Source organism: Pseudoalteromonas sp. Hal040, from assembly GCF_037162425.1.
Taxonomy (GTDB): domain Bacteria; phylum Pseudomonadota; class Gammaproteobacteria; order Enterobacterales; family Alteromonadaceae; genus Pseudoalteromonas; species Pseudoalteromonas gelatinilytica.
In genome coordinates, this window is record NZ_JARLUU010000002.1 from 312,792 (window position 1) to 338,541 (window position 25,750).

Consider the following 25,750-nt stretch of genomic DNA (forward strand, 5'->3'; position numbering starts at 1 on the left):
TTTTTATTGCCTGATTTTATCTGCCCAGTGCTTTTAAAACATCACGAGCAAAATCATGCTCACTAAAGCCTTTAAGCCCTGCAAGGTCGTACCCTCGCCTAACAATCACTAACTGCTCGCTTGGAATGATCACTAAAAATTGACCACGGTTGCCTCGCGCTGCAATGGTATCATTTGGTAACTCAGGAAAACGTTCGTTATAAAGCCACCACTGTGCGCCGTATCCTGGTGCCGTTACAGGGGGTTGAGCAGGGGCAGGTTTACTAATATAACTTAACCAGTCTTTTGGTAATATTTGCTCACCTTGCCAGCGGCCATTATTCAGGTGTAATAACCCTAAGCGAGCCAGATCCCGAGAAGTAGTCCACACTTGCGATGACAAAATAAAGTCACTTTGCCAATCTGACTCTAAAAACGTGTGCTGCATGCCGATTTTGTCGAGTAAGTTGTCATATGGGTAACGCAAATAACTCGCCTCATCGTTAAACGTTTCTCGTAAGGTGCGTAGCGCTAACATAGTGTCGTTATTGGCGTATTTCCAACGGCTACCAGGCTTTACTTCTAACGCAGTATGCGTTGCAGTATCAGACACTAAACCGCCGCCCATATACACACGGTCTGTCCGGTTGCCCGCTTTATTACTGTCTAAACCTGATGCCATGTGAAGTAAGTCTTCAAGGGTAATTTCGCCGCGTGGGTCAAGCGGGTGAGACCAGCTTTCAAGCCCCGCAGGCTTTGTAACATCAAGCCGCTTTTGCGCTACCGCCACACCAATAATGCTCGCGCCAATACTTTTTGCAACAGACCAAGTACGCTGTGCGGTTTCTGGGGTAAAGCCTGCTTTATATTGCTCTGCTAGAATCGCCTCAGGGCTTGCTATCAAAATTGCCGAAGTTCGTGCGCCTTCACCATAATGACGAGTAAAAGCCTGTGCAATAACCTCATCAAGCGCCTTATTGCCCGTCGCTTTATTAACACCATTTAGCGTTTGCCAAGGCTTACCATCATCCTTTTGGTAGGCTAAGTTTTCTTTAAACGGTGCTTGCACGAGTGTTGCAGCTTTCAGACTTGCCCCTACGGGTAAATCAACACAGCCTAAACGAGGCCGCCACACCGATATACGTTGCTTATCTTTATCGTAATCAACAATGACTCGTTTATGCTCAGTATCAATGTTCGCTTTTAGTGTTTTTACAGTATCTGCAATTAAAGGATAAATTCCGGTAAGTTCATCAATATCGATTTGATCTTTGCTTTTACCAGCGTTAAACGTGGCACTACAAGTAAAATTGGCGACGTACCCAGCGGCATAGGCTTTTAAGGTTGTATCTGTTTCTTCGCTACAAACAAAAAAGCTGGAGCACAACAACGTACTTAGGAAGGTTATTTTTTTCATTATTACTCTTTGAGGGCCAAAAAGCCTAAGTTAGCAAAAGAAAAAAATAATGATATGTTTTTACGGCAGTATTCGCTCTTTAAGCGACAAATCGCCGAATAAAAAAGGAACAACAAAAAACGCCATACTGGGTATGGCGTTTGGCTTACTCAATCTAAACAAAAGTTAAAATGTCGAGGCATCAATTACATAACGATAGCGCGCTTTTTTATCCACCACGCTTTGCCATGCATTATTGATTTCAGAGGCTTTGATTAACTGGGTTGCTGGCAGAATGTTATTCTTAGCACAGTAATCAACAACGTCTTGCGTTTCTTGCATATCACCAATTAACGAAGCATTAAAGTTTACGCGGCTTGCAGCCAATGCTAATGCATTCATGTTTAATGAAAATTCTTCTGGCATCCCCACTTGGGTGTAGGTGCCAAATGGTTTTACTAATGAAGCATATTTAGCGACATCATATTTCACTGGCAAGGTATTAATTAAATAATCAAGCTGCGACTTATGTTCGTTGTAAGCGTCTTCACCGTCCACAACAACCACTTTAGCGCCAAAGGCTTTAATATCGGCTACTTTGTCTTTTGAGCTAGTGAACGCATAGACATCAGCACCTTGTGACACAGCCAATTTAACAGCTAAGTGCCCAAGCCCACCAATACCAACAACACCTACTTTATCGCCTTTTTTCAAGTTAAATTTAAGCAACGGAGAATACGTTGTAATGCCGGCACATAATAAAGGAGCAGCATGCTCTAAACTCATGTTTTCAGGAATATGCACTGCAAAATGATCGCGAACAACAATGTTATTCGAGTAACCACCTTGTGTGATACCTGTCGGTGAGCGCTCATCAGGATAACCATAAGTGAACTTGGTTTCTGGGCAATATTGCTCGCCTTGATCTTTACAGCTATTACAGTCAAGACAGCTATCAACCATACAGCCTACACCAGCACGGTCGCCCACTTTAAACTTAGTCACATTCTTACCGACTGCTGTTACGATACCTGCAATCTCATGACCTGGTACTTGAGGGTATTGCTGTGCGCCCCAATGCCCTTTCATCTGATGAATATCTGAATGGCAAATACTGGCGAATTTAATTTCGATTAAAATATCGTTATCGCCTACTGGGCGTCTTTCGAATTCCCATGGTTTTAGTAAGCCTGAATTATCAAAAGCCGCATAGCCACGAGATTTTATATTGCCATTTGCAAGCTGCTCAGATGATGCTGCAAATGAAGGCGCCGCAAAGCCACCCAATAAAAGGCCTGCGCCTAAAGCTGAACTCGTTTTAATAAAATTACGACGTGATAAGTCTTGCGTTTCATGTTTGTCACACATTTCAATGTACCTTATGCTAAATAATCTTCATCAGAAACAGCTTCAAACCAATCAACAGGTTTACCATCCAGTGCTTCTTGAACTGCTACGTGTTTCATTGCACTCTCAGCTGTCGCACCATGCCAATGCCTCTTTCCGCAATTACACCAAATTAAATCACCTGGATTGATGACTGTTTTCTCACCCCCTCGCATTGTGTCCAGCCTTGACCTTCTGTAACTAATAAAACTTGGCCGAGTGGATGAGAATGCCAATTTGTGCGAGCACCTTTTGAAAACTCCACCACAGCAACACCAACGCGAGCAGGTGCAGGGGCATTAAATAAAGTGCTGATTTGCACTTTACCTGTGAAACATTCGGCTGGCCCTGCGATTGGATCTTGAGAACCTGATTTAATCACTTGCATATCGTTTGTTTGCGCTGAATCACTCATGTGTTTCTCCTTGGTTTGCTGAGGTTATGGTCTACTATTTCAGTCTAAAGCATCGCGAAAAACCATAAATGCCTGAAGCTCGCGCATTCTTGCCTATTTGTGTAAAAAAATTTTTAAACCCTTTAAACCTTTTTTATCAGCACCTGCGACTAAGCTAATAACACCACACATTTGAAAGGGAAGAACCATGTTAAGTACAGTAAAAACACTCTCACTAATTGCCGCAGGCTTATTATCAGCACAGACATTTGCTTGGGGTGAAATGCCTCTACAAGCAACTAAAAACCTAACGCTAGATGCAGCATCATTAAGCGCTTTAAAAGTAGAAGCAGGCTCAGGTTTTTTACACATTACCGGTAGTGACAGTGATCAAGTGACCGTTAAAGCCGAGATTTATCAAGAAAAGCCACATGATGAGTATTGCTTAACGCTTGAAGCTAAAGGTAAGCGTGCTGAGCTTGGTGCAGGCCAATGTGAATATCAAACCAACAAACAAACTCGCATTGATTTAACTGTTTTTATCCCTCGTTCATTTAATGTTGATGTACACGATGGGTCGGGTGAAATTATTATTAGCAAAGTCGCTAATACAGTGATCAACGATGGTTCTGGTTCAATTACCGCGAATGACATTTCAGGCACATTAGAAATCAATGATGGTTCGGGCAGCATTGATGTTCGTAATGTAAGCCATGATATTAAAATTCATGACGGCTCTGGCAATATTAATGTTGCTAAAGCACAGGGCAATATTGAAGTACACGATGGCTCAGGCGGTATCGACTTAAATGATATTTCGGGTGATGTTGTCGTTTCAGATGGTTCGGGCAGCATTCGCGTTGATACCGCAGCAAACTTTGAGTTACTAAGTGATGGTTCTGGCTCAGTAAAAGTGACCAACATTGCTGGTAAAACTAAGATGTAAGCCTACGCTTTCACAGTTATTAGCAACTAAAATGCCTTCCTTTGCGAAGGCTTTTTAAATTGTAATCACCAATCTTTATTAGCATTTTTACAAGGGCTTAGGTATCCTTTAGGAAACGTTTAAGGAACTGCTATTTAAAAGGATAGCCTGATATGAAAAAGCCACTCGCCGCCTTACTAACTGGCCTTGTTTTAACTGGTTGTACAGGACTAACAACTGAACAACAAGCGGCCATTGATAACCTAACCCCTTGCGAGAAAATCAATGCCCTGTTAGGTGCTTACGACAACCGCTTTGAAGGCTTAAAACGTAGCCGTGTAAATACTAAATACATGGAAACATGGACAGCAAAATACAACCTTATTGCCGATAACTGTCAAATCACAGCGCTTGATAAAGACAATGTCACCTACCGCTGTGTAGGCAACTATGAACAACAGCAGCAAGCTGTCGCTGATCACACCCGTGCGGTTAATTTTACCCAAGCGTGTTTAGCAGGTAATAACTGGCATCAAACACAAAAAGAGTCTGCTGAATCGTTACGCACCACGTTTGTACTTGATGAAAACAACCCTGTTATTTCAATTCACTCGGGTAAAACCCTGTCGCGGAAACAGCCTTGGTCTACCACCCTTGAAATTGGTAAGCCAGTTGAAGGTAAGTAATACACTTTGGAAGGTTAATAGACATTAGCCTTCACATTAACTATGACAAAATCAAAAATACCAACCAGCCAATTTAAAACAGATTGCATCGGTCAATGTCATCGCCTAAACGGCTTTTGTACTGGCTGTGGTCGCAGTAATGATGAAATTTTTGATTGGATCATTTTATCCGAGCAAGAAAAACAAGCGATTTTAAACACTCCCCGTCCTGACATAAAAGCGAAATAGTTCTGACACCCAAGCGTCATTAAAGCTTGTTAGCCTGATTAAAACTGACCATCAGGTAACGATAATGACCGCTATTTTTGTAATCAACTTAGCAAGCTCTACTGAACGATTAAACCGTGTAAACCATGAGCTCAACGCACAAAATTTGGCATTTGAACGCCTTGATGCAATTGATGGCAGGACACTGTCGGATTCAGCGATTGCCAAGCACTATAGTGCTGATTTAAACCTGAAAAAATATCATAAACCCTTGAGTAAGGGTGAAATTGGCTGTTACTTGAGTCACAGAAAAGCATGGCAAACTATTGTCGATAGGCAGTTAGAATACGCGATTATTTTAGAAGATGACTTTGTTCTCGACCGCTCAATTCACAGTGCAATTGAAAACATTAATACCTTGAAACAGCCTTGGCAGCTAATAAAGTTGGCGGCTTATAAAGACCGTAATCGCGACATTGCTTTTACAAAGCCCCTAGCTGATGAGCAACATTTAGTTATTCATAAAAAGCTTATGTCTGGCTGCTGTGCAACGGCTGTTAGTTTGGCCGGAGCAAAAGCGCTATTAAAAGCCACTGCCACATTTGGCCGCCCCGTAGACTGCGATTTACAGCACGTTTGGGAAACTGGCGTATATGGATACTCTTTACTGCCCTACCCTGTATCACAACCCGATAATTCACAAAGCGATATTCGTGATAGATCAAGCAAAGTTAAAAAGTCGTTTTGGCGACGTAAAAAGCAGCAACTTCACAGTGCACTATTAAACGCACAATACACTAAGCAGTTTGTAAAAGCGCAGCAAACACCAAACAAAAAGAAAGGAGCCGCAGCTCCTCTCTTACCAATCAAAAATCATTAACAATTTATTTTGCTTGACTGTTATTTTGCTTGATTTGGGTGGTCTACACCCATCCATGCTTTAAACAATGCCATTTGAGCTGGTGTTGCATCTTTTAATGCTTGTACCTTTTTCTCTTTATCAAAGTCTTCGCTAAGTGTTAGTGTTGTGCTTTGCAGTGCATCGCGTCGAATGAAATCAACAGTCACTGTGTCGCCTGCTTTAAAGGTTTCGAGGCTGGCAGTTAAATCTTTACCCACATGCTTTTTGTTGAACGCGACAATTTTATCTTCAGTCGTTAAGCCAGCTTGCCATGCAGCGCCACCACGACGAACATGAGTAAGAGTTAGTAACTCACCGCTATCTTTTGCCATCGAATCAATACTCGGTACTGATTTTGCGCCTTCTGGGCGAGTTAAACCTAAACCGACTTTTGCAAGTAGCGAATCAAAGTCGATAGCAGCTGGCTCATCCACATTCGCTTGCCACCAAGCACTGTAATCGCGACCTGTTAGTTCTTTTAAAATCGCTTTTACATCATCAGGGGTAAAGCCATCTGGTAAACGATGCTTGTTGTAAAGTGCACGGTGAACATCGCGGTAACTGATTTTGCCATCGCTTTTTTCTAGTAAATCAATATCAAGCGCCATTGAAATCAATGAACCTTCTAAATAGATATTGGTGCTGTAGTTACGAGCGTGGTCGCCGCCTTGGTTGATCCACTTATCAAAACTGGTTTCGGTTGCGCTTTGAACTTCGCGACCTGGTGTTTGTAAGTGACGATTAATCGTTTTAGTTAACGTACCGAAGAACTCATCCGTTGTTTCAATACCCGAGCGCACCATTAAGTGATCTTCAAAGTAGCTGGTTGAGCCCTCTGCAATCCATAATGTTTTTGCGTAGTTAATATTGGTGTAGTCGTACGGTGCAATACCTTTAGGTCGGTACGCTTTTACGTTCCACGTATGAATAAATTCGTGTGCTGCGGTGCTTATAAACGCAAGGTAATCTTTACGAGAACCAAAACGGTCACGTGGGCGCTGGATAATTGTTGAGTTTAAATGCTCAGTGGCACCGCCGGCACCTGACGTAGCATGAACCATAAATACATAACGCTCATACGGGTAGCCATCCCAAATAACATTACCCGTTGTGACTAGCTTTTTAAGGTCGGTTAGCATTTTATCTACGTCGTAGTTGCCATCACCCCAAATAACGAGTTCGTATTCACGGTCATCAACGGTGAACTTATGTAGCTCATTGATGCCACTTTCGATTGGTGAATCGACTAAGGTATCGTAATCAGCGGCTTTAAAGCTGTGTTTAGAACCCGCGTTTTCCATTCCCGATACTGAACGCCATGCTTTTGGTACATTTAGCTTTACGGTTACCGGGTCTTGACGGAATGATTCACTGAACATGAAAAAGCCCGATGCATCAATAAATGCATGGCTGTCATCAATGTGACGAGCACGTTTACCTAGCTCGTTTGCGTACACTTGGTAATCCACATTAACTTGAGTTGGCTCATTTAGGTGAACACGCCAAGTGCTGTGATCAATTTTTTCCCACTTTAGTGGTTTACCGTCATCGTCTTTTGCTTCGAAAAAGCGTACGCCATTGGCAAGGTTTAAAATTTCGTAACGACCAGTTCGCCATGCAGGTAGTTTAATATCTAAATGTGCTTGAGCAGTTTGGGGAAATTCAACACTCACATTACCTAGATGATGCTCAGGCTGAGTAATAGACAGTGAGTAGTTTACATCTGCAAACGCACTGCTAGAACAGGCCGCCAAAATAGACATTGCCAAAAACTTTTTCATAACAACTCTTTTTATTACTATCAAAATTGCGAAATAGCCTAACAATTGCGAGAAAAAATGTGAATTAAAAACCGATAAACTGCCATTGCAACAAGTTTGATAGACAAAATAGCTAAGTTTTTGACTTGGAACCTACATTTCGTATTAATTTGTTGTAAACTTAACGTATAGCAATTTGAATCTTGATGGCGGTATTACTAGGTGCAGCAGCAGCATGATGTTCTTAATAAAAAGTTAAAGCAAGCGATCGACGCTCGAACAGTGGTCGAGGACGCGCGCAAGCATCAAGTTGACGTACTTTCTCAGTTCGCGCCGAAACTCTCGCTCAGCTGTAAAGGACTAGACATTGAGTTAGACAATCGTTTAGCTAAATTCAGAAATGCCCTTAAGAAAGGGGTTAAGTTTGAATTACTGACGCCATTTATCGATGACGTGCTTGGCCTATTAAGGCAACAAGAAACCAAGCAGATGACATTGCAACGCGAATTGAACCAAAGCGTTACAGATGCAGGTAAACAGCTACAAAAAGTAAAAGGCTTACCTGATGATGCCCGTCGCTCATTACGCTATTTACTCGATCACGAATTAAATAATATTCAGTCTAATCATGACTTTGTACCACTACTTTCAAAGCTAGTGGTGATCTATCATCAAGCCCTTCAAGCTAAGCTTGCAGCAACAAGTTCAGCTGAGGCGCAAATCAAACCTGAACTTGCTAGACAGCTACTAACCCTAGCAAATGACTTAGTGCTTGAAGATGAAAGTGCCGAGCAAATTAAGACTATCAAAAGTCAAATTACTCATAATGATAGTGTTGACGACCTGCTTGATTCGGCGCTGAACATTATCAGCATTGTCACGCGTAATATGAGTAAAGAGCGCCAATCTGCGCAAAGCTTTTTGATCTCTTTAAATCAAACAATCGAAGATTTACATCATTCTATTGTTTCTACCAGTAAGCATTCAGAATCACTCAGCGCTGAATACGAAACGCTTAACAAACAAATTGAAGCAAAGATTAAAAACTTGCACACGCAAACGCAGCAAGCCACGTCTATTTCTTCACTTAAAGAGCTAGTAGAAGAAGAGTTAAAATCATTAAGTGATGATTTAATTGCAAAAGAAAAACTAGAACAAGCAGAACGCGAGAACTTACTTGCAAGCTTTAACGATATTAATAGCCGCATTAGTCATTTAGAAAGCAAGCTTTCGACCTACAAACAGCGCCTCAATGAGCAGCGCTTTAAAAGCTTACTCGATGGCCTAACTAAGTTGCCAAATCGTGCAGCCTTTGATGAGCGTTTTAGTCATGAATTTAACTTATTTAATGTGCAAGAATCAGACATTACCTTTGTGGTGATAGATGTTGACCACTTTAAATCAATCAATGACAAATATGGCCACAGTGCTGGTGATAAAACGCTGCAAGTGATTGCTAAAGCACTACAAAAATCAATTCGTAAATCAGACTTTATTGCCCGTTACGGTGGCGAAGAGTTTGTGTTATTAATGACAGGAATGTCGATTGAAAATGCCGCTATGCCGCTTGAAAAACTGCGCAAAACAATTCAAGGCATTCCGTTTAAATTTAAAGATAAGCAAGTAGAAATCACCATTTCTCTTGGTGCAACCCAATTGAAAAAAGGTGATACCCCGCTGATTGCCTTTGATCGTGCAGACGAAGCACTATACAAAGCCAAGAACGAGGGACGAAATAAAGTTTGCATTAGCAAATAAAGGCCTCATCTACTAAGTGAGGTCTTTGACACACAATGATAAAGGCTCATTGACGAGCCGGGAGAGTGCTTATGTTAAAACAACTGAATCCTACAGGTGTACTGGATTTACTATCGCAACTAGAAGTTGATCTACTCGAACAATCATCCACCAGCGAGCGCTATAAATTATTTAGGAACTGTGTGCTCGCGGTTCTCAATGTGGGCAGCCACACCGACTCAAGCTCTGAAATTTACAATAAATACGAAGACTTTGATATTCGCTTATTAAGCCGCGAACGTGGGATTAAAATCGAACTTGAAAACCCACCTGAATCTGCTTTTGTTGATGGCGAAATTATTACCGGTATTCATGAACATATCTTCTCGGTTATTCGCGATATTCTGTTTATTTGTCAAAAGTACGAAAAAGATTTAACAGAGCAAAAAGCCATTACTCATATGGTCTTTGATATGCTGCGAAACGCAGGTGCGCTAAGAGTAAATAGCGACCCAAGCATGATAGTTTGTTGGGGCGGCCACTCCATTAACGAAGTTGAATACAAATACACCAAGCAAGTTGGTTATGAGCTTGGCCTTCGTGGCTTAAATATATGTACTGGCTGTGGCCCTGGGGCAATGAAAGGCCCGATGAAAGGTGCCACCATTGGTCATGCCAAGCAGCGTATTACGAATAATCGTTACTTAGGTTTAACTGAACCAAGTATTATTGCTGCAGAGCCACCTAACCCGATTGTCAACGAGCTAGTGATTTTACCAGATATCGAAAAGCGTTTAGAAGCATTCGTTCGTACTGCCCATGGCATTATTATTTTCCCTGGTGGTGCGGGTACCGCAGAAGAGCTGTTATACCTTTTAGGTATTTTGCTTCACCCAGATAACGAAAAGCAGTGTTTACCTGTGATCTTAACTGGCCCTAAACAAAGTGAAAATTACTTTATTGAGCTGTGTAAATTCGTTGAGAAAACACTGGGTAAAGCAGCACTTGATAAGTTTGAAGTGATCATTGATGACCCAGAACGCGTTGGTAAAACGCTTAAAGCCAAAATGGCTGAAGTACGTGAATACCGTAAAAGCCAAGGTGATGCTTATTACTTTAACTGGACACTTAAAATCGATCATGATTTCCAACAGCCGTTTGCACCAACACATGCTAATATGTCGGGCTTAGATTTGCATTTAGATCAACCCACTCAGCAACTCGCAGCAAATTTACGCCGTGCGTTTTCAGGCATCGTGGCTGGTAATGTTAAAGATGAAGGCTTACAAGCCATCAAGCAACATGGCCGCTTTGTGCTAAGTGGCGAACCCGCGCTTATGGCTGATATGGACAAACTGCTGGCAGCATTTGTTGAGCAAGGCCGTATGAAGTTACCCGGCAGTAAGTACATTCCTTGCTATGAGATCAAAGCCTAACAGGAGCCAATGTGACAACCCAATTACTTTTAATAGATGCGCTAAATCTTATTAGGCGCATCTATGCTGTTGATAGTAATCAGAGTCATCACAGTGAAGAACATATGATAAAAGCAAGCTGTGCCCGAGTGGCACATGCTTGTAAAAAATTACGCCAGCAGTGTAATGCGACTCATGCTATTGCCGTGTTTGATGGCGAGAAAAGCTGGCGCCATCATTACTTCGAGGCATACAAAAGTACACGTTCACCAATGCCTGACACCCTCAAGCAAAACTTATCACGCTTTAAACAAGCAATTGAAGACACTGGCATTGTGGTGTTTTCACCTGATAACGATGAAGCCGACGATATCATTGCCACCCTTGCTCACAAAGCCGCGACTAACAATGTAGCTTCGACGATTGTATCTACCGATAAAGGGTTTTTACCGTTTTTATCTGAGAAAATTGCCATTTTTGATTATTTCAAAAAGCAATACATTGAGCTTGAAGATATCAAGCAGCGCTTTGATGTACCAAAGCATCGACTTGCTGATTTTTGGGCTTTAGCTGGTGATAAAACCAACGATATTCCGGGCGTTAAAGGGATAGGTAATAAGTCGGCGCAGCAATTAATAAATGATTATGAATCAATAGAAGCAGCCATTAACGATGATGAGCTCAACCCAACTCTAAAACGCAAGCTGAGTTCAGAAATGGATATGTTTGTGATATCAAAAAACCTCGTTATGCTGCGTACCGATATTAACTTAGGCTTTAGTTTAAAGCAGTTAAGGCTCAATTAGTCGCAATCTCGTAGCACAGTTTGCTAACTGAGCGTATACTGAAAATTCGCGTTAGTTTTATAGAGTTACACATGTTTAAAAAGGTTTTCCAATATCTGGTACTTGGGTTAGGTGTTTATGCACTGATAGCAACCCTCGTGATCACTTTTTATAAAGATGATCCGCAAGCCATGATCTGGCAAGACCGTGAAGCTTTTAATAAACGCTACATCGCAAAACTAACGATTGATAAGCCTGAAAACCTTAATGCGGTGCTTGATTATTTAGGCAGCCCCGATCTAACCTATGCTAAACGAGTCGAAGACAATGTTTGGCAGATTATTTTTTACCGCACTCAGCATGTTAAATCTGATGGGATAACCACCATAGATGAATGCACAGGCCTACTTTTTAAAAATGGTCAGCTGGTATTATGGGGGCCAAGTGCCTATGAAAGCTATCAACAAGAAACCTAACCGCTTATGATGGAAAACGTGACGCCACGGGAATTGGCACGCTTATTTGATAGTACGCACCAGCTACTTAAGCTTTATCATCAAAAGCAAAAATGGTCACAAATTTTCCCTTTATTAAGTAACCTTGCTGAGCGGTATTACCTAATATACCAAGCTTGCCCAAAAGGGATGCAAGCGCAACTAAGCCTGTATGTATCAAACCACGGCTACACCACAAATTTAGTCGTAAACCAATGTGTTATAGCTTGCATATTGTGTCGTAGTCTTAACTACAACCAAGCTATTAGTGAACAAATTATTTGCTGCTGTTTAGCAAATTATCTTTGCGTGCAATCCCAAAGTAATAAATTGGCCGCAGGTCAGGCACTGACCCCTCAAGATAAAAAGCTTTGGCAATGTCGCCATCAGTTAGCAGCAAAATTGCTAAAAGACTCAGGCCCACATACACTCTCGATTCAGCATTTATTAGCGCGTTTAAATAAATATAAGCAAGCCCTATTAAGCGCGCCAAAAATTATGATTTACGATGGCGCAACAACCCTAGTTGCTTTGGCTAATATTATTGCCATGAATACGACTTATCGCGAGTCAGGTGGTCACATTAGTGTTCATAAAGCCTTAGCTGATATTTATTTACGGACACCGAACGAGTTTGCTCAAAATGCAATAAAAGCACTGATTGCACATATTGGCCCTTATATTCCAGCCAGTGAAGTAAAGTACGCCGAACAAGTACTTATTTATTTAGCCACAGATGAACATGGCCGCCATATATTGGTTGATGCCAGCCGCCCTGAAAAAATTCGTTGGCATCGCTTTAAGGCCAATCTAACCATATTTGATAAACAAAGACCTTGCCAAGACACTCGTTTGCTATACACAGTATGGTTTAGTGAAAACATTAACTTTGCTGAGTCACAACCACTTAATCAGCAGCGTAGGCAGCACTATTTAGAGTTAATTAGCACGTTAAAAGTATCACAGGAATATAGCTTTCGTGGCTTAAATAAACTTTTAAGCCCCTACCCTGAATTGATTACCCAGCTCACCGTTGCCTCTAAACCTTATAATAAAGAGCAGCAAAGAGCTAAAGACTTGCGCCATTGTTTATCTATGGTCGGATACGATAACGCCCCTGCGATTATTCAAAAAGTCTTGTTTCAGCGTTTGGTTGCAACCACATCGCACCCGCTTTTTCAGCATATTTCTAAACGCCTAGAAAATATGGTGCGAATTATTCAGGCGCTATTTAAACACTCAGAGACCGTTCAATTTGAGCAGGTTACTTTACCTTTATATGCCTATGTTTTATACCTTTGCGAGCATCAAGCAACGAGCCTTTCTCGCAAAACCGTATTTGAGCAGGCCGAAGAGCAGGTAATAAGCCCACCACTTGCCTGTTTATTTGGAGTAAACCACCTGGATCAGGCTCCTTTGACAGAGTATTTAAATCAACTGATTGGTGACAATAGCTGGACACAGCATTTACTTAGCAGTGAGCAACAAAAGAAACAACAGCTTGATATCAACGAAAAGCATTGGATCGCGATTAAGCTATTTACCTATTACGTTTTTCAGCCTAAGGCGCTGTTTAGTAGTTGGCAAGAACAGATTATTTTCGACAGTTTATCGGCTGCTGGTTGGCACTCAAAAGCAGATTTTTATGCATATCTGAAAAACTGTCAATTTGCAGACAATTTTTAGAATGTGTTGTTAAAAAGTGCGAAAACGTTAAATAAATATGAACTTTAGTCTGTTTATAGTCAGTATTCACAGGATAAACTGGCAAAAAGCTGAATAAATTGCTATAAAAGCCGCTTAAATTTTCAAACACATCCACGTAAACCTTCTAACAAGTAAATCGCATGCTATTTCGCGACGAGTTTACGTGTTTATCTACTCATAAATAGGAAAAGTAAATGGCTAAACAAACCATCACAGTGATCAAAGGCGACGGCATTGGTCCTAGCATTATTGATTCAGCACTTGAGATCCTTAAAGCTGCAGGTTGCGATTTTGATTATGAATTCGTTGATGCTGGCCTTGCTGCCCTAGAAAAAACTGGTGAGTTACTTCCGCAAGAAACAATCGACACAATCGCGCGTAACAAGATCACTTTAAAAGGTCCATTAACGACACCAGTAGGTGAAGGTTTTACATCAATCAACGTAACTTTACGTAAAAAGTTTGGCCTTTATGCAAACGTTCGTCCTGTTAAATCATTCGCAGGTACGCAAGCTCGTTACGACGATATCGATATCATTACAGTTCGTGAAAACACGCAAGGTATGTACTCAGGTCTTGGCCAAGTTGTTTCTGAAGATGGTAACGAAGCAGAAGCTATGTCAAAAATCACCCGTGAAGGTGCTGAAAAAATCGTCACTTTTGCATACGAACTAGCGGTTCGTGAAGGTCGTAAAAAAGTAACGGCTGTACACAAAGCTAACATCCTTAAATCAACATCTGGTTTATTCTTAAAAGTTGCACGTGAAGTCGCTGAGCGTTACCCACAAATCGAATCAACTGAAATGATTGTTGATGCAACATGTATGAAACTAGTTATGACTCCTGATGAGTTTGATGTAATCGTTACTACAAACTTATTCGGTGACATCTTATCTGACCTATGTGCTGGTCTTGTTGGTGGTCTAGGTATGGCTCCTGGCGCAAACATTGGTGAAGATGCAGCTATCTTCGAAGCTGTACACGGTAGCGCACCAGACATCGCTGGTAAAAACCTTGCAAACCCAACATCAGTGATCTTAGCATCTATCCAAATGCTAGAGCACCTAGGTATGGCTGACACTGCAGAGCGTATCCGCGGCGCTGTTGCTGATGTTATCAAAACAGGCGACCGTACAACTCGCGACCTTGGCGGCAGCCATGGTACTACAGACTTCACTCAAGCTGTAATTGAGCGTCTATAAGAGAACTCTTGTTTAAGGCTTATTAGAAGCACATAACCCTTAAACACCTCTTTATCAAAAGCCAGTCTCCGACTGGCTTTTTTGTTGCCCTACATTATTGGATTCTTATTTGGACATCCACTTTTATCTAAAAAGAATCTAACAAGATCTAAAAACATAACTACACATAAATAGACACCCATTTTTATCCTTTGCTCTTCCACAAGACTAAATAGACATCCAACTTAATATTTCTCACTTATCTAAATTATGGCTAAACTTAAATTGTTCAACTCATGGAGGAGAAGAGCATGGCAACCCCACGTAGAAACTTAATTAGCGTTTCAAACACACCCTACTATCACTGTATTTCACGCTGTGTTCGTCGCGCTTATTTGTGCGGACTAGATCCACTAACTGGCCGTTCATATGAACACCGGCGCGATTGGGTTGAAAACAAAATTATTCAACTTGGCAGGATATTTTGTATTGATATTTGCGCCTACACTGTTATGAGTAACCACACGCATTTGGTCCTTCACATCGATATAGCAAAAACAAAGCGTTTGAATAATAAAGCGCTTCTGATTAGGTGGCACAAGTTATTTAAAAGTACATTCTTATGCCAACGATTCTTAAATGGAGAATTGCTAACACAAGCAGAGCTTTCTGCGGTTAATACCAGAGTAAATTTATATCGTGAGCGGCTCAGCAGTATCAGTTGGTTTATGCGCGTGCTTAATGAAAGTATTGCAAGAAAAGCGAACCAAGAAGATGAATGCAAAGGACGGTTCTGGGAAGGTCGCTTTAAATCACAAGCTTTACTTGATGAAGCAGCACTTGCTGCTTGCCTCGCTTATGTAGATTTAAACCCAGTAAGAGCAAAAGCGGCTGATTTACCAGAAGAATCTGACTACACCAGTATTAAATCTAGAATTAATGCAGCTCAAAATAATAAGCAACCAAAATCACTTATGCGCTTTGCAGGTAAACCACGTAAACATATGCCTAAGGGACTACCATTCGAACTCAAGACATACCTGCAACTTGTTGATTGGACTGGCCGCTCAATTCGAGATGATAAGCCGGGGAAAATACCAGAAGAGGCATTACCAATACTTGAAAGACTAAATATTTGTACTGACAACTGGCTCACACTCACCACTTCCTTTACCCGCTCATTTAAAAATACTGCAGGTAAAGAACAAGCAATCACAGCTTATACAAATCATATGAAACGAAAACGAAGAAGCTCTATAGCTAATAGCTTAGCCTTATTTGCTTAAATGAGCATTCTACACTCGAAATCAATCTTACGGATCCTATCCTTTTCATTCGAGAGGCAAAATCGCTTATGCAACTAGAACTCTCCAATGTGCAAAACTCAAGAACATTTCAGCACATAAGGCTGAAATTTAATTGATGACAATGAAAAATCACTACTTTCCAAGCAATTCAACTTATTCTTAATAATTTACATTTATCTTAAGCTGCATCTTATTAAAAATAAGTTGGCTCTCTTTCTAAAAATTAATCACGCGTATCATCGCGAGGTGTTAAAGTGGGTGTCTAATTATAAAAAAGAAACCGATTCTGATAGTAGCTAAGTTATGCAAGGCAATAACGTAAATGCATTATCTATTGGTATAGTTAGCAATTTGTCACACGAACAATTCAATGCATAGTTCCACCCCAAAATAATGACAATCAAGCAAACGGGTGCAACAAAAATATCAAAAAACTAAAATATAGAAAAATTAATGCAAAAACTCACTTTTGCGGTTGACATCAGTTTCCAAAACGCTTAAAAATACTCCTAACATTTTTTAAACAGCAGCCATCTAGTCGGCTGTGCATTTTTTAGAAGAAAATTAAAAAATAATGAATATTCGCCGTCACCTTTTAGTCGTCAACGTTCTCGTACTGGTCTTAGTTACAAGCCCAGCGGGAGGCTATTAAAAGGTGAAAGCACGCTTTTTAAAAAACCCCCGCCATATGCGGGGGTTTTTTTATGCATTTATGCTTGCACACACAGAGGAATGAGGATGAGTACAACTGAATACAATGGATCCGAACTAGTTGTTCGGGCACTTAAAGAATTGAATGTTAAGTATATTTTTGGCTACCCTGGTGGGTCTGTTCTTGATTTATACGACGCGTTATTTCAACAAGAAGATATTGAACATATCCTAGTACGTCACGAACAAGCCGCAACTCATATGGCTGATGGTTATGCCCGTGCTACCGGTGACGTCGGTGTGGTGCTTGCAACTTCAGGCCCTGGGGCTACAAACTGTATTACTGGTATCGCGACTGCTTATATGGATTCTATTCCAATGGTGGTGTTATCTGGCCAAGTTCCTACTGGTTTAATTGGTGATGATGCATTCCAAGAGACTGATATTGTTGGTTGTTCTCGCCCTATCGTAAAACACAGCTATAACTGTCGAAGTGCAAAAGAGATCCCTGCCATCTTAGCAAAAGCTTTCTACTTAGCCAGCACAGGCCGCCCTGGCCCAGTTGTGGTTGAATTACCAAAAGATATGCTTAATCCTGAGCTAAAGTTCCCATTCGAATTTCCAAAAACCACTGAGCTTCGAACTTATAACCCAAATACTAAAGGTCACTCAAAACAAATTCGTAAAGCAGTGAACGCTATTTTAGAAGCTAAAAAGTTGGTTATTTACTCAGGTGGCGGCATTATTCTATCAAATACCTCTGAGCAACTAACTCACTTGGTTGAATCATTAAACGCACCTATCACTAACACCTTAATGGGTCTAGGTGGTATCAGCGGTACTCACCCTAACTTTATTGGTATGTTAGGTATGCATGGTAGCCTTGAGGCAAATAAAGCCATGGCAAATGCTGATGTTATTTTGGCTTTAGGCGCTAGATTCGATGATCGGGTAACGAATAACGTTAAAAAGTTCTGCCCTAATGCCACGATTGTTCATGTTGATGTTGACCCAACCTCAATTTCTAAAACAATTAAAGCGCACATCCCGGTTGTTGGCTGCTTGAAAACAGTGCTTGAGCAGTTACAAACGGCGATTGATAAGAGCCCTATTTCAATTGATCGTTCTGCACAAGAAGACTGGTGGCGTCAAATTATTAGCTGGCGTGAACAAAAATGCCTAAGCTACAGCACTGATGGCGATAAGATCAAACCACAAGCCGTTATCGAGGCAATTTACAAAGCAACCAATGGAGATGCTTACATTAGCTCTGATGTAGGTCAGCATCAAATGTTTGCAGCTCAGTATTATCCGTTTAAACACCCTCGCCAATGGATTAATTCTGGTGGCTTAGGCACCATGGGCTTTGGTTTACCTGCGGCAATGGGCGTGAAGCTTGCTTTCCCTGAAAAAGAGTCAATCTGTGTGACGGGTGATGGTTCAATCCAAATGAACATTCAAGAGCTATCAACATGTTTACAATACAATTTAGCAGTAAAAGTTGTGTCATTGAATAACCGCTCACTGGGCATGGTGCGCCAATGGCAAGATATGATGTATTCTGGTCGTCACTCATCTTCTTACATGGAATCACTTCCTGATTTCGTAAAATTAGTAGAAAGCTATGGCCACGTAGGTATTCGCGTTGATCATATTGATGAGCTTCAACCTGCTATTGAAAAAGCCATGTCTATTAACGACAGACTGGTATTTTTAGATATCTGTGTAGATGAAAAAGAACATGTTTACCCAATGCAAATCAAGCTAGGGGCAGTCGATGATATGTGGTTACGTAAAGGAGTAAAAGCATAATGCGCCGTATTTTATCAATCTTATTAGAAAACGAACCTGGCTCGTTATCGCGCATTGTAGGCTTGTTTTCACAGCGCGCTTACAACATCGATAGTCTGACTGTTGGCACGACTGACGATCATTCTCTTTCGCGTATTACCATTACAACCATGGGTGATGATCGCATCGTTGAGCAAATCACCAAGCAAGTGAACAAGCTGGTAGATGTTCTAAAGATTATTGACTTAACCGAAATGGCGCATATCGAACGTGAGCTATTATTGGTGAAAGTTTTTGCCCAAGATGAAACCACTCGTGCAGCGGTAACACGTGTTGCTGATGTGTTCCAAGGGGCTATTTTAGATATGGGTCGCCACAGTTACACACTGCAACTTGTAGCGAGCACAGAAAAGGTTGAATCTTTCCTTGATACCCTGCGTCACGAATCAGACATTATTGAGGTTGTACGTTCAGGTGCAGTTGGCATTGGACGTGGTGATAAAGCGTTAAAGGCATAAGCCTTTTTCGCTATTGCAACAAAACGCCAGATACAAAAAAAGGGCTATAAGCCCTTTTTTCAATAATTAGTAAGTTACCCTATTAAGGATTAACTTGGTCTTTAAGACCTTTACCCGCTTTAAAGCTTGGGATAGTTGCTGCTGCGATTTGGATTTCTGCACCAGTTTGTGGGTTACGGCCAGTACGCGTCGCGCGCTCTTTTACTGAGAAAGTTCCGAAACCAACTAATGCTACTGAGTTACCTTCTTTAAGAGAGCTAGTAACTGCGCCAGTGAATGCATCTAGTGCACGAGTTGCTGCCGCTTTTGAGATTTCTGCATCAGTAGCAATTTTTTCAACTAATTGAGCTTTATTCATTGTTAGATTCCTATTCGTTATTATTTTGCCTTCGCAAAACCTATCTTTATGCATTTTTGAGAAGTTAGCAACAGCAAATTGCTATTTTTACGTAATTTATTCAAAAATGACTACTATTTAACTATCAATCACAAGGTTAGTGACATCAGTATTAATAAAGACTTAATTTAACTTCCATCACAAAATATTATGATAGCCAAACCATCATTCAATTTTCTCGATAACCAAGGTAACTTCCCCGACCTCAAAACCAAACTTATCAATAGCGGTACGGTTTATCAAGCGTGATTGTGTTACCAAGTACATCCAATCATCAAAATTTACCACTAAAGTACTATCATCATATGGAAGCTCGACAGAATATGTCCAATGGAACACGCTTCCATTGCTCTCACCCTTTGCTTCGCCAATCACATCTGATGCTGTCCCTGTGATACTGCCATCATCATTAATGGTGATGTACCAAACACGCGTTTGTGTTTCGCCATCATCATAAACAAATTGCTCGTCAATCACTCCCTGATTGCCGTTCCAAGATGCTTGCATGTCAACTACCAGCTTACGAGTTAACTCGCCCTTGTGGTCTTGTACAACACCGTAGGCTTTGAGCTCACCACTAAAAAACTGCTTAAAGTCAAACTTAGGCTCAGTTCCTTGATAATAATCAACATCTGGCGCAGAGCAGCTGGTAATTAACAGTACCATAGCGAAAATAAAGAGTGCTTTGAGCTTAATCATGTTTCCCTCCAATAAGCTGTTTACGAAGTGATGGTTCAGACGTATCGGCGCTTAACCAAATTGCTAAGAAGTTGTCAGCGAATCTTTTATCATCGATTTGCCCTAGCTCTTTGTCATTAAAGTAAAAAGTACCAATTCCTTGTTCGTTTGTTTGAAACGACAACGAATCGTTTTTTTGATATCAGGCCAAAGGGCTAGTAATTGGTTATCGTAAGTACCTACCATGTCATTGAGCTTTAAATGTTGCCATTGCTCGTTGGTTGCTTTGACGATGTCCTTCGCATCGAAATCCCGCAAATAAGTGAGTGTAAGTTTGCTGGGGTGTTGGCCAAACTGATACGAACCCGATGGGGTCTCTAATTTAGCGTTATAAACATCCCAAAACAGATACTCCATCTTGGCTTGGCCCACTGTTTTAAAGCCATTTGCATACACAACTGCAGTGAACAATAACGCAGCAAATAAACTTAAATTAAGTGATTTTTTCATCAAATAACCCTTAAAGTCGTGTTAATAAACACTACGAAATACCACTTAAACCTGATCATTTAGCCGCTAAAAATTGCTTATTAATAGCGATTATAGCCATAAACATACTTGCCCAACCCAAACCGTACACCAGCCAAAACTGCCAAAGAACAAGGTCAGTATTAAGTACTTCAAAGCGCATTCCAGCGTAGTAACTAGCAGGAGCAAATAATACACAAACACCCCATGCAATATACCAGGGCAGCTTTTGTAGAAACTGCATCGAAGTATTAATGGTTAAAAGCAGTGCAGCCCAAAGTACTGCAAGCCATAAGGGAAATGGGCTCTCTTTAAAGGCAAGCAAGTTTAAACTACTGGCAAGCCATTCATAGCCTAGAGCTAGCGGCAAGCCACATAAGAGTAGCCAACTATCTTGCTGGCGTTGCTTTGATAGGTAAATCATCAAAACGACAACAGCTAAAGCGGGTATCAGAGAATCATGTTCAAGGAGTAAGGCCATAAACCATACCCCTTGAAACAAAGCAAAATTAATAATCGAGCGCGATATCATCGCCAGAATGACCAAAACGAGGTTTACGGGCAACTAAATGAACAGTACTTATAGCACGGGTTCTAAACGCACCTTCACAATAAGCTAAATAAAATAACCATAAACGATAGAATCGCTGGTCAAATTTGACCTTATCTATTTCAGGCCAGCTAGCGACAAAGCGCTCACGCCAATCAGCCAGTGTTCTTGCATAGTGAACACCAATATCTTTTACACTATGCATAACCATGTCTGTTTGCTGCTTTATTTGCTTATTCATTTCGTCTAAACAAGGCAAACAGCCACCTGGGAAGATGTACTGCTGAATGAAATCGGAATTTTTAAGGTAATGGCTGTAACGCTGATCAGCTATGGTGATTGCTTGAATAAGCATTGCACCACTGTCTTTTAATAAAGACTGACATTTTGCAAAAAAGCCAGGCAAATATTCATGCCCAACAGCTTCAATCATTTCAATTGACACAAGCTTATCGTACTTGCCCTCTAAGAGTCGGTAATCCTGCTTTAATAAAGTAATTTTATGCTCAAGGTTAAGCTCTTTAACCTTTTGTTCAACATAGGCATGTTGCTCGTCAGAAATGGTGGTCGTCGTTACATGGCAATCAAAATGCGTTGCCGCATAAATCGCAAAGGCGCCCCACCCTGTGCCAATCTCAATCACCGAATCACCTGGTTGTAAATCAACCTGCTCACAAATCAATGCTAGTTTGTGCGCTTGGGCCTGTTCAAGGCTAGCTTGTTTTGAAGGGTACACAGCACATGAATACAACATTTCGTCACTTAAAAAAGCACTGTATAGATCGTTGCCTAAATCATAGTGCGCCGCAATGTTCTTTTTTGAACCGCTTGCTGAGTTTTTATTTTTAATGTGATTAACTCGGTGCGCAATGCCACTTAAAAAGGCAAATTTTTTCTCGAATGCATCTAGCTGATCTTGGTTTAAAGCGAATATTTCAATAAGTTTAGTTAGGTTGTCACAATCCCAATAGCCAAGAATATATGCCTCTCCAGCACCCACACTGCCAGATAGAGCAAATGACTTATACATAGCAGCATCATTTACTGTAACCGTTGCGTGTAAATCACTAGTTATGTCACCGAATTGCTCTTTTTGATTACCCTCTTTAAGGGTAATGCAACCAATGTTGATACTGTTGAATGCACCTATTACCAGTTTTTTATAAAGTTTTGTCATCCAGCCGGTCGTTTGGGCTTGTGTTAAATTTGATACTTTTTCCATCACATCACCTAGTTGAATTCTCTTGTTTGCCTGAGTGGCCAATAAATGGCACACGTTTGCAAAACAACTTCAAAGCATGAAGGTAAATACCCTTGAAAATACTTAACGTCATCGCCGGAAACTGTTTAAGCACGGCACTAACCTGCTCTTTAGTGAGAGGGTGCTTTTGCAAACGCAGGGTTGCATCAAACAAAAGTGTGTCGTCTTTTTTATTTTCAATATGAATCATGGTGTTATCAGAATTCATTCTAATATGCCAATGATAGTTCATATCTAAGTTCATGAAAGGTGATACGGAGAAAACCTTTTTAAAGTTCACTTTTTTTCAAGGGGTACGACATAATAATGACGTTCATTCCAAGGCGTATTGCTTACTTCAGCAAGCATGTGAGTGAACTCGCCATTATTGGTTTGGTAAAAGAAAAAATTAACTGGGCTAAAATAAATTCCTAAACAGCGCACCTGTCCGAGCATAAAAACATGGGCAAACTCATCGTCGATGCCAAGCTCTTTAATTTTGTTAAGTGCACGCTGCTTGAGTGGCAACTGCATATCGGTTTGATAATTAAAGTAGTCGCTCTGATTAAATTTAAGTGCCTTAAAACCACTTAAGCCAAGCCAAGGATGAACTCCATTAAGCTCGTCAGGCTTAGCTAAATCAACCCACATCATATAAAGCGGGTACTTAAAGTGATGCTCTTTTACAGCAAAGCGCCTGTGACGAACATCACCTACATAAATGGCGCTATTCAAACTCGACTCCGAGCTGTTTTGCCACGTTTACAGCACTTCTTACACCATCTTCGTGGAAGCCGTTGTACCAATAAGCACCGCAAAAAAAGCTATTATTTTTACCGTCAATCAAGCTTTTTTGCTGCTGAGCGGCAATCGACTGCTTATTAAATACCGGGTGATGATAGGTAAACTCGCGTAAAATTTTATCTTTATTAATGCCATCAAGGTGGTTAAGCGTGACACAAAATTGCGTGTTGCTCTTAATGCCTTGAAGAATATTCATCTGATAAGTCACCACTGCGGCTTTGTCTGTGTTGTTATTTAACAGATAATTCCAGCTCGCCCATGCGGCTTTGCGTTTTGGTAGCAGTGTAGTATCGGTGTGTAGTACCACTGAATTAGCCGTGTACGGTATGGCTGAAAGAACGTTTCTTTCGTCTTCAGTCGGATCTAATAACAGCTTTAAAGCTTGATCTGAGTGACAAGCAAACACAACTTTGTCGAATGATTCACTGTGGCCATCATCAAAATGAACATGCACACTGTCATCTTTTCGAGATACCGAGCTGATATTGCTATTTAAACGAATTTTATCAGCAAAACCTTGGATCATAGGTTTAATGTATTCGCGAGAGCCACCCGGAATAACATACCACTGCGGGCGATTAGTGATATCCAACAAACCGTGGTTATAAAAGAACTTAACAAAAAACTCTACGCCAACTTGCGCCATTTCTTTAATGCTTGTTGACCAAATAGCTGCGCCCATCGGCAAGATATAATGAAAACGGAAAAACTCGTTAAACTTATGCTCGTCTAAAAACTCGCCTAGGGTTTGATTTTCCTTGTAATTTTGTTCCGCATGCAATGATTTACACACATCATTAAAACGCACAATATCTTTTAATAGTTTCCAGAATTTAGGACGAAAGATATTGCGCTTTTGTGCGAATAAACTCCAAAAAGTATGACCGTTATATTCAAAGCCGGTTTGTTCGTTATGCACACTAAAGCTCATTTGGGTTTTCTGACGCTCAACACCCAAGCGCTTAAGTAGCTTCTCAAAATATGGGTAAGTTCGGTCGTTAAAGACAATAAAGCCTGTATCAACAGCGTACTCAATGCCATCAACTTTTACGTCTATGGTTGCAGTATGGCCACCTATGTAGTCGTTTTTCTCAAATACGGTTACATCGTAGTGCTTATGCAATAGGTGCGCACAGCTTAAACCCGCTATGCCAGATCCAATAACAGCCACTTTTTTCAACGTGATAATCCTTTTGCAAGCTTCAGCCAAAGTGGCGTAGGAAGCATTCTTAAAAATTTTAAAATGAAGGTAAAACGGTGCGGAAAGTGCACTTCTTTGCGCCTTTTCTCGACCCCTTTATAAATATAATTTGCCGCTTTTTCTGCACTCACAGCCATTGGCATTGGAAAGTCATTTTTATCTGTAAGCGGCGTTTTAACAAAACCTGGGTGAACTAAAGTGACATCGATATCTTTTAAATCAACCGCTAAGCTATTGGCTAAATAACTTACACCCGCTTTAGACGCACCATATGCTTGGCTGCGCGGTAAGGGTAGATAAGTCACACTAGAGCTTACGATCACCAGCTGACCACCGGGCTTTATTTTTGGTAATAACGCCTCAAGGCAATAGCCCATACTGAGTAAGTTGGTCGTGATCACCCTCTCAAACAAACTGCTGTCAAAATTGCGAGCATCATCAATGTATTCACAATTGCCAGCATTGAGAATAACCCGGTCAAATTGTGTATAAGCCACTGTGCTCGAACGAATATCTTGAAGGTCTATTGCGTCAAATTGGCAAGACTCAATATTTTGATGCTGGCTCAATTTAGCAAGCTTTTCTGTATTTCTACCGCATGCAATGACCTGCTCATTATTATCTGCATAAAGCTTTGCTAATGACTCGCCAATACCTGAGGTTGCACCTGTAATTAATGTCGTCATTATGCACTCGCTCTTTTGTCGATGTATTTCACAGCTGAGCCAAGAACCGGAATATGCCTATAAAGCATAGCGCCTACATCAAAATAGTCGCGATGATTAATTATTTTATCGCCAGCAAATTTTAAAAGGCTGTGGCCTGCAACCGAAATCGCTTGGCCTTTGTTTAGCTTTGGATGGCGGTAATGCATAGTCCAATAAATAAATGCAGTGTCGTCTTTACCCTCTTTATTTTCAGTCACATAGCTGTCTTCGATAACAAATTCGCAAGAAAGCACATTGGCATAGAGGTTTTTAAAATAATCACGTAGCGAGCCAAGACCATTTACCGCATGCAAGGGATCTGCAAACTGAATATCTGGATGATAAATATCATCCAGTAACTGTAAATTGTCTTTATTGAGTGTTTGATAAACATCAATAAACCTATCAAGGATCGCCTTGTCCAT

Annotated in this window: 26 protein-coding genes and 1 pseudogene; 13 read left to right on the plus strand and 14 right to left on the minus strand. The window is 40.9% G+C overall.

The window, feature by feature from the left end; all coding sequences use genetic code 11:
• Nucleotides 1–16: 16 nt before the first annotated feature.
• From P4S60_RS19085 to P4S60_RS19095, 3 genes are all read right to left on the minus strand, one after another.
• Entirely contained in the window at nt 17–1,396 is a 1,380-nt protein-coding gene (locus P4S60_RS19085; protein WP_337117104.1) for a serine hydrolase domain-containing protein, read from the minus strand.
• A 165-nt stretch (nt 1,397–1,561) separates the two neighbouring features.
• A complete protein-coding gene (locus tag P4S60_RS19090; RefSeq protein ID WP_337117106.1) occupies nt 1,562–2,743 on the minus strand; it encodes an NAD(P)-dependent alcohol dehydrogenase in 1,182 nt (393 codons plus the stop codon).
• Between the two features lie 151 nt (nt 2,744–2,894).
• Nucleotides 2,895–3,176 (minus strand): hypothetical protein, encoded by a 282-nt coding sequence (locus P4S60_RS19095; RefSeq protein ID WP_337117107.1) that lies wholly within the window; start codon nt 3,174–3,176, stop codon nt 2,895–2,897.
• 187 nt (nt 3,177–3,363) lie between these two features.
• On the opposite strand from P4S60_RS19095, the gene P4S60_RS19100 reads away from it, so the two are divergent.
• The 4 genes from P4S60_RS19100 to P4S60_RS19115 all read left to right on the plus strand — a co-directional run bounded on the left by P4S60_RS19100 (nt 3,364) and on the right by P4S60_RS19115 (nt 5,853).
• The gene (locus P4S60_RS19100; RefSeq protein ID WP_337117108.1) at nt 3,364–4,101 is read left to right on the plus strand and encodes a hypothetical protein; all 738 of its coding nucleotides are present in this window, start codon (nt 3,364–3,366) and stop codon (nt 4,099–4,101) included.
• 152 nt (nt 4,102–4,253) lie between these two features.
• Complete coding sequence (locus P4S60_RS19105) at nt 4,254–4,766, plus strand: hypothetical protein (RefSeq protein WP_063707486.1); 513 nt, start codon at nt 4,254–4,256, stop codon at nt 4,764–4,766.
• Nucleotides 4,767–4,808: 42 nt separating this feature from the next.
• Entirely contained in the window at nt 4,809–4,994 is a 186-nt protein-coding gene (locus P4S60_RS19110; RefSeq protein ID WP_119852960.1) for a DUF1289 domain-containing protein, read from the plus strand.
• 64 nt (nt 4,995–5,058) lie between these two features.
• Nucleotides 5,059–5,853, plus strand: a complete 795-nt coding sequence (locus P4S60_RS19115) for a glycosyltransferase family 25 protein (protein ID WP_337117109.1) — start codon at nt 5,059–5,061, stop codon at nt 5,851–5,853.
• 20 nt (nt 5,854–5,873) lie between these two features.
• Here the strand turns inward: P4S60_RS19115 and P4S60_RS19120 are convergent, their stop codons facing one another.
• Nucleotides 5,874–7,655, minus strand: coding sequence for a M61 family metallopeptidase (locus P4S60_RS19120; protein WP_337117110.1), 1,782 nt, complete (start codon nt 7,653–7,655; stop codon nt 5,874–5,876).
• A 201-nt stretch (nt 7,656–7,856) separates the two neighbouring features.
• Between P4S60_RS19120 and P4S60_RS19125 the strand changes: the two genes are divergently transcribed.
• The 9 genes from P4S60_RS19125 to ilvN all read left to right on the plus strand — a co-directional run bounded on the left by P4S60_RS19125 (nt 7,857) and on the right by ilvN (nt 19,220).
• Entirely contained in the window at nt 7,857–9,392 is a 1,536-nt protein-coding gene (locus P4S60_RS19125; protein ID WP_337117112.1) for a diguanylate cyclase, read from the plus strand.
• 71 nt (nt 9,393–9,463) lie between these two features.
• Nucleotides 9,464–10,807 (plus strand): nucleotide 5'-monophosphate nucleosidase PpnN, encoded by a 1,344-nt coding sequence (gene ppnN, locus P4S60_RS19130; RefSeq protein WP_105181842.1) that lies wholly within the window; start codon nt 9,464–9,466, stop codon nt 10,805–10,807.
• An 11-nt stretch (nt 10,808–10,818) separates the two neighbouring features.
• The gene (gene xni / locus P4S60_RS19135) at nt 10,819–11,592 is read left to right on the plus strand and encodes a flap endonuclease Xni (protein ID WP_337117114.1); all 774 of its coding nucleotides are present in this window, start codon (nt 10,819–10,821) and stop codon (nt 11,590–11,592) included.
• A 71-nt stretch (nt 11,593–11,663) separates the two neighbouring features.
• Nucleotides 11,664–12,047 (plus strand): DUF3192 domain-containing protein, encoded by a 384-nt coding sequence (locus P4S60_RS19140; RefSeq protein ID WP_119852964.1) that lies wholly within the window; start codon nt 11,664–11,666, stop codon nt 12,045–12,047.
• An 18-nt stretch (nt 12,048–12,065) separates the two neighbouring features.
• Nucleotides 12,066–13,751 carry a hypothetical protein gene (locus tag P4S60_RS19145; protein WP_337117115.1) on the plus strand — a complete coding sequence of 562 codons (1,686 nt, stop codon included), beginning with the start codon at nt 12,066–12,068 and terminating at the stop codon, nt 13,749–13,751.
• A 215-nt stretch (nt 13,752–13,966) separates the two neighbouring features.
• Entirely contained in the window at nt 13,967–14,974 is a 1,008-nt protein-coding gene (locus P4S60_RS19150; protein ID WP_337117116.1) for an isocitrate dehydrogenase, read from the plus strand.
• 290 nt (nt 14,975–15,264) lie between these two features.
• Nucleotides 15,265–16,239: a transposase gene (locus P4S60_RS19155; protein WP_337117117.1), complete on the plus strand. Its 975-nt coding sequence runs from the start codon at nt 15,265–15,267 to the stop codon at nt 16,237–16,239.
• Between the two features lie 759 nt (nt 16,240–16,998).
• Nucleotides 16,999–18,723, plus strand: a complete 1,725-nt coding sequence (locus P4S60_RS19160; protein WP_337117119.1) for an acetolactate synthase 3 large subunit — start codon at nt 16,999–17,001, stop codon at nt 18,721–18,723.
• The gene (gene ilvN / locus P4S60_RS19165) at nt 18,723–19,220 is read left to right on the plus strand and encodes an acetolactate synthase small subunit (RefSeq protein ID WP_063707505.1); all 498 of its coding nucleotides are present in this window, start codon (nt 18,723–18,725) and stop codon (nt 19,218–19,220) included. Before P4S60_RS19160 ends, ilvN begins: the two co-directional genes overlap by 1 nt.
• 82 nt (nt 19,221–19,302) lie before the next feature.
• Here the strand turns inward: ilvN and P4S60_RS19170 are convergent, their stop codons facing one another.
• From P4S60_RS19170 to P4S60_RS19215, 10 genes and pseudogenes are all read right to left on the minus strand, one after another.
• Nucleotides 19,303–19,578, minus strand: a complete 276-nt coding sequence (locus P4S60_RS19170) for an HU family DNA-binding protein (protein ID WP_337117120.1) — start codon at nt 19,576–19,578, stop codon at nt 19,303–19,305.
• 204 nt (nt 19,579–19,782) lie between these two features.
• A complete protein-coding gene (locus P4S60_RS19175; RefSeq protein WP_337117121.1) occupies nt 19,783–20,316 on the minus strand; it encodes a DUF3833 domain-containing protein in 534 nt (177 codons plus the stop codon).
• A complete protein-coding gene (locus tag P4S60_RS19180; protein WP_337117122.1) occupies nt 20,309–20,479 on the minus strand; it encodes a chalcone isomerase family protein in 171 nt (56 codons plus the stop codon). Before P4S60_RS19180 ends, P4S60_RS19175 begins: the two co-directional genes overlap by 8 nt.
• A complete protein-coding gene (locus tag P4S60_RS19185; protein ID WP_337117123.1) occupies nt 20,419–20,805 on the minus strand; it encodes a hypothetical protein in 387 nt (128 codons plus the stop codon). The genes P4S60_RS19180 and P4S60_RS19185 overlap by 61 nt, the downstream gene beginning before the upstream one ends.
• A gap of 55 nt (nt 20,806–20,860) precedes the next feature.
• Nucleotides 20,861–21,355 (minus strand): DUF2878 family protein, encoded by a 495-nt coding sequence (locus tag P4S60_RS19190; RefSeq protein WP_337117124.1) that lies wholly within the window; start codon nt 21,353–21,355, stop codon nt 20,861–20,863.
• Complete coding sequence (locus P4S60_RS19195; protein WP_337117125.1) at nt 21,333–22,595, minus strand: cyclopropane-fatty-acyl-phospholipid synthase family protein; 1,263 nt, start codon at nt 22,593–22,595, stop codon at nt 21,333–21,335. The genes P4S60_RS19190 and P4S60_RS19195 overlap by 23 nt, the downstream gene beginning before the upstream one ends.
• Before the next feature lie 4 nt (nt 22,596–22,599).
• A pseudogene (locus tag P4S60_RS19200) lies at nt 22,600–23,348 on the minus strand (DUF1365 domain-containing protein).
• Nucleotides 23,341–24,597 (minus strand): NAD(P)/FAD-dependent oxidoreductase, encoded by a 1,257-nt coding sequence (locus P4S60_RS19205; RefSeq protein WP_337117126.1) that lies wholly within the window; start codon nt 24,595–24,597, stop codon nt 23,341–23,343. The pseudogene P4S60_RS19200 and the gene P4S60_RS19205 overlap by 8 nt, the downstream one beginning before the upstream one ends.
• Complete coding sequence (locus P4S60_RS19210) at nt 24,594–25,304, minus strand: SDR family NAD(P)-dependent oxidoreductase (RefSeq protein ID WP_337117127.1); 711 nt, start codon at nt 25,302–25,304, stop codon at nt 24,594–24,596. The genes P4S60_RS19205 and P4S60_RS19210 overlap by 4 nt, the downstream gene beginning before the upstream one ends.
• Nucleotides 25,304–25,750 (minus strand): nuclear transport factor 2 family protein, encoded by a 447-nt coding sequence (locus P4S60_RS19215; RefSeq protein WP_337117128.1) that lies wholly within the window; start codon nt 25,748–25,750, stop codon nt 25,304–25,306. Before P4S60_RS19215 ends, P4S60_RS19210 begins: the two co-directional genes overlap by 1 nt.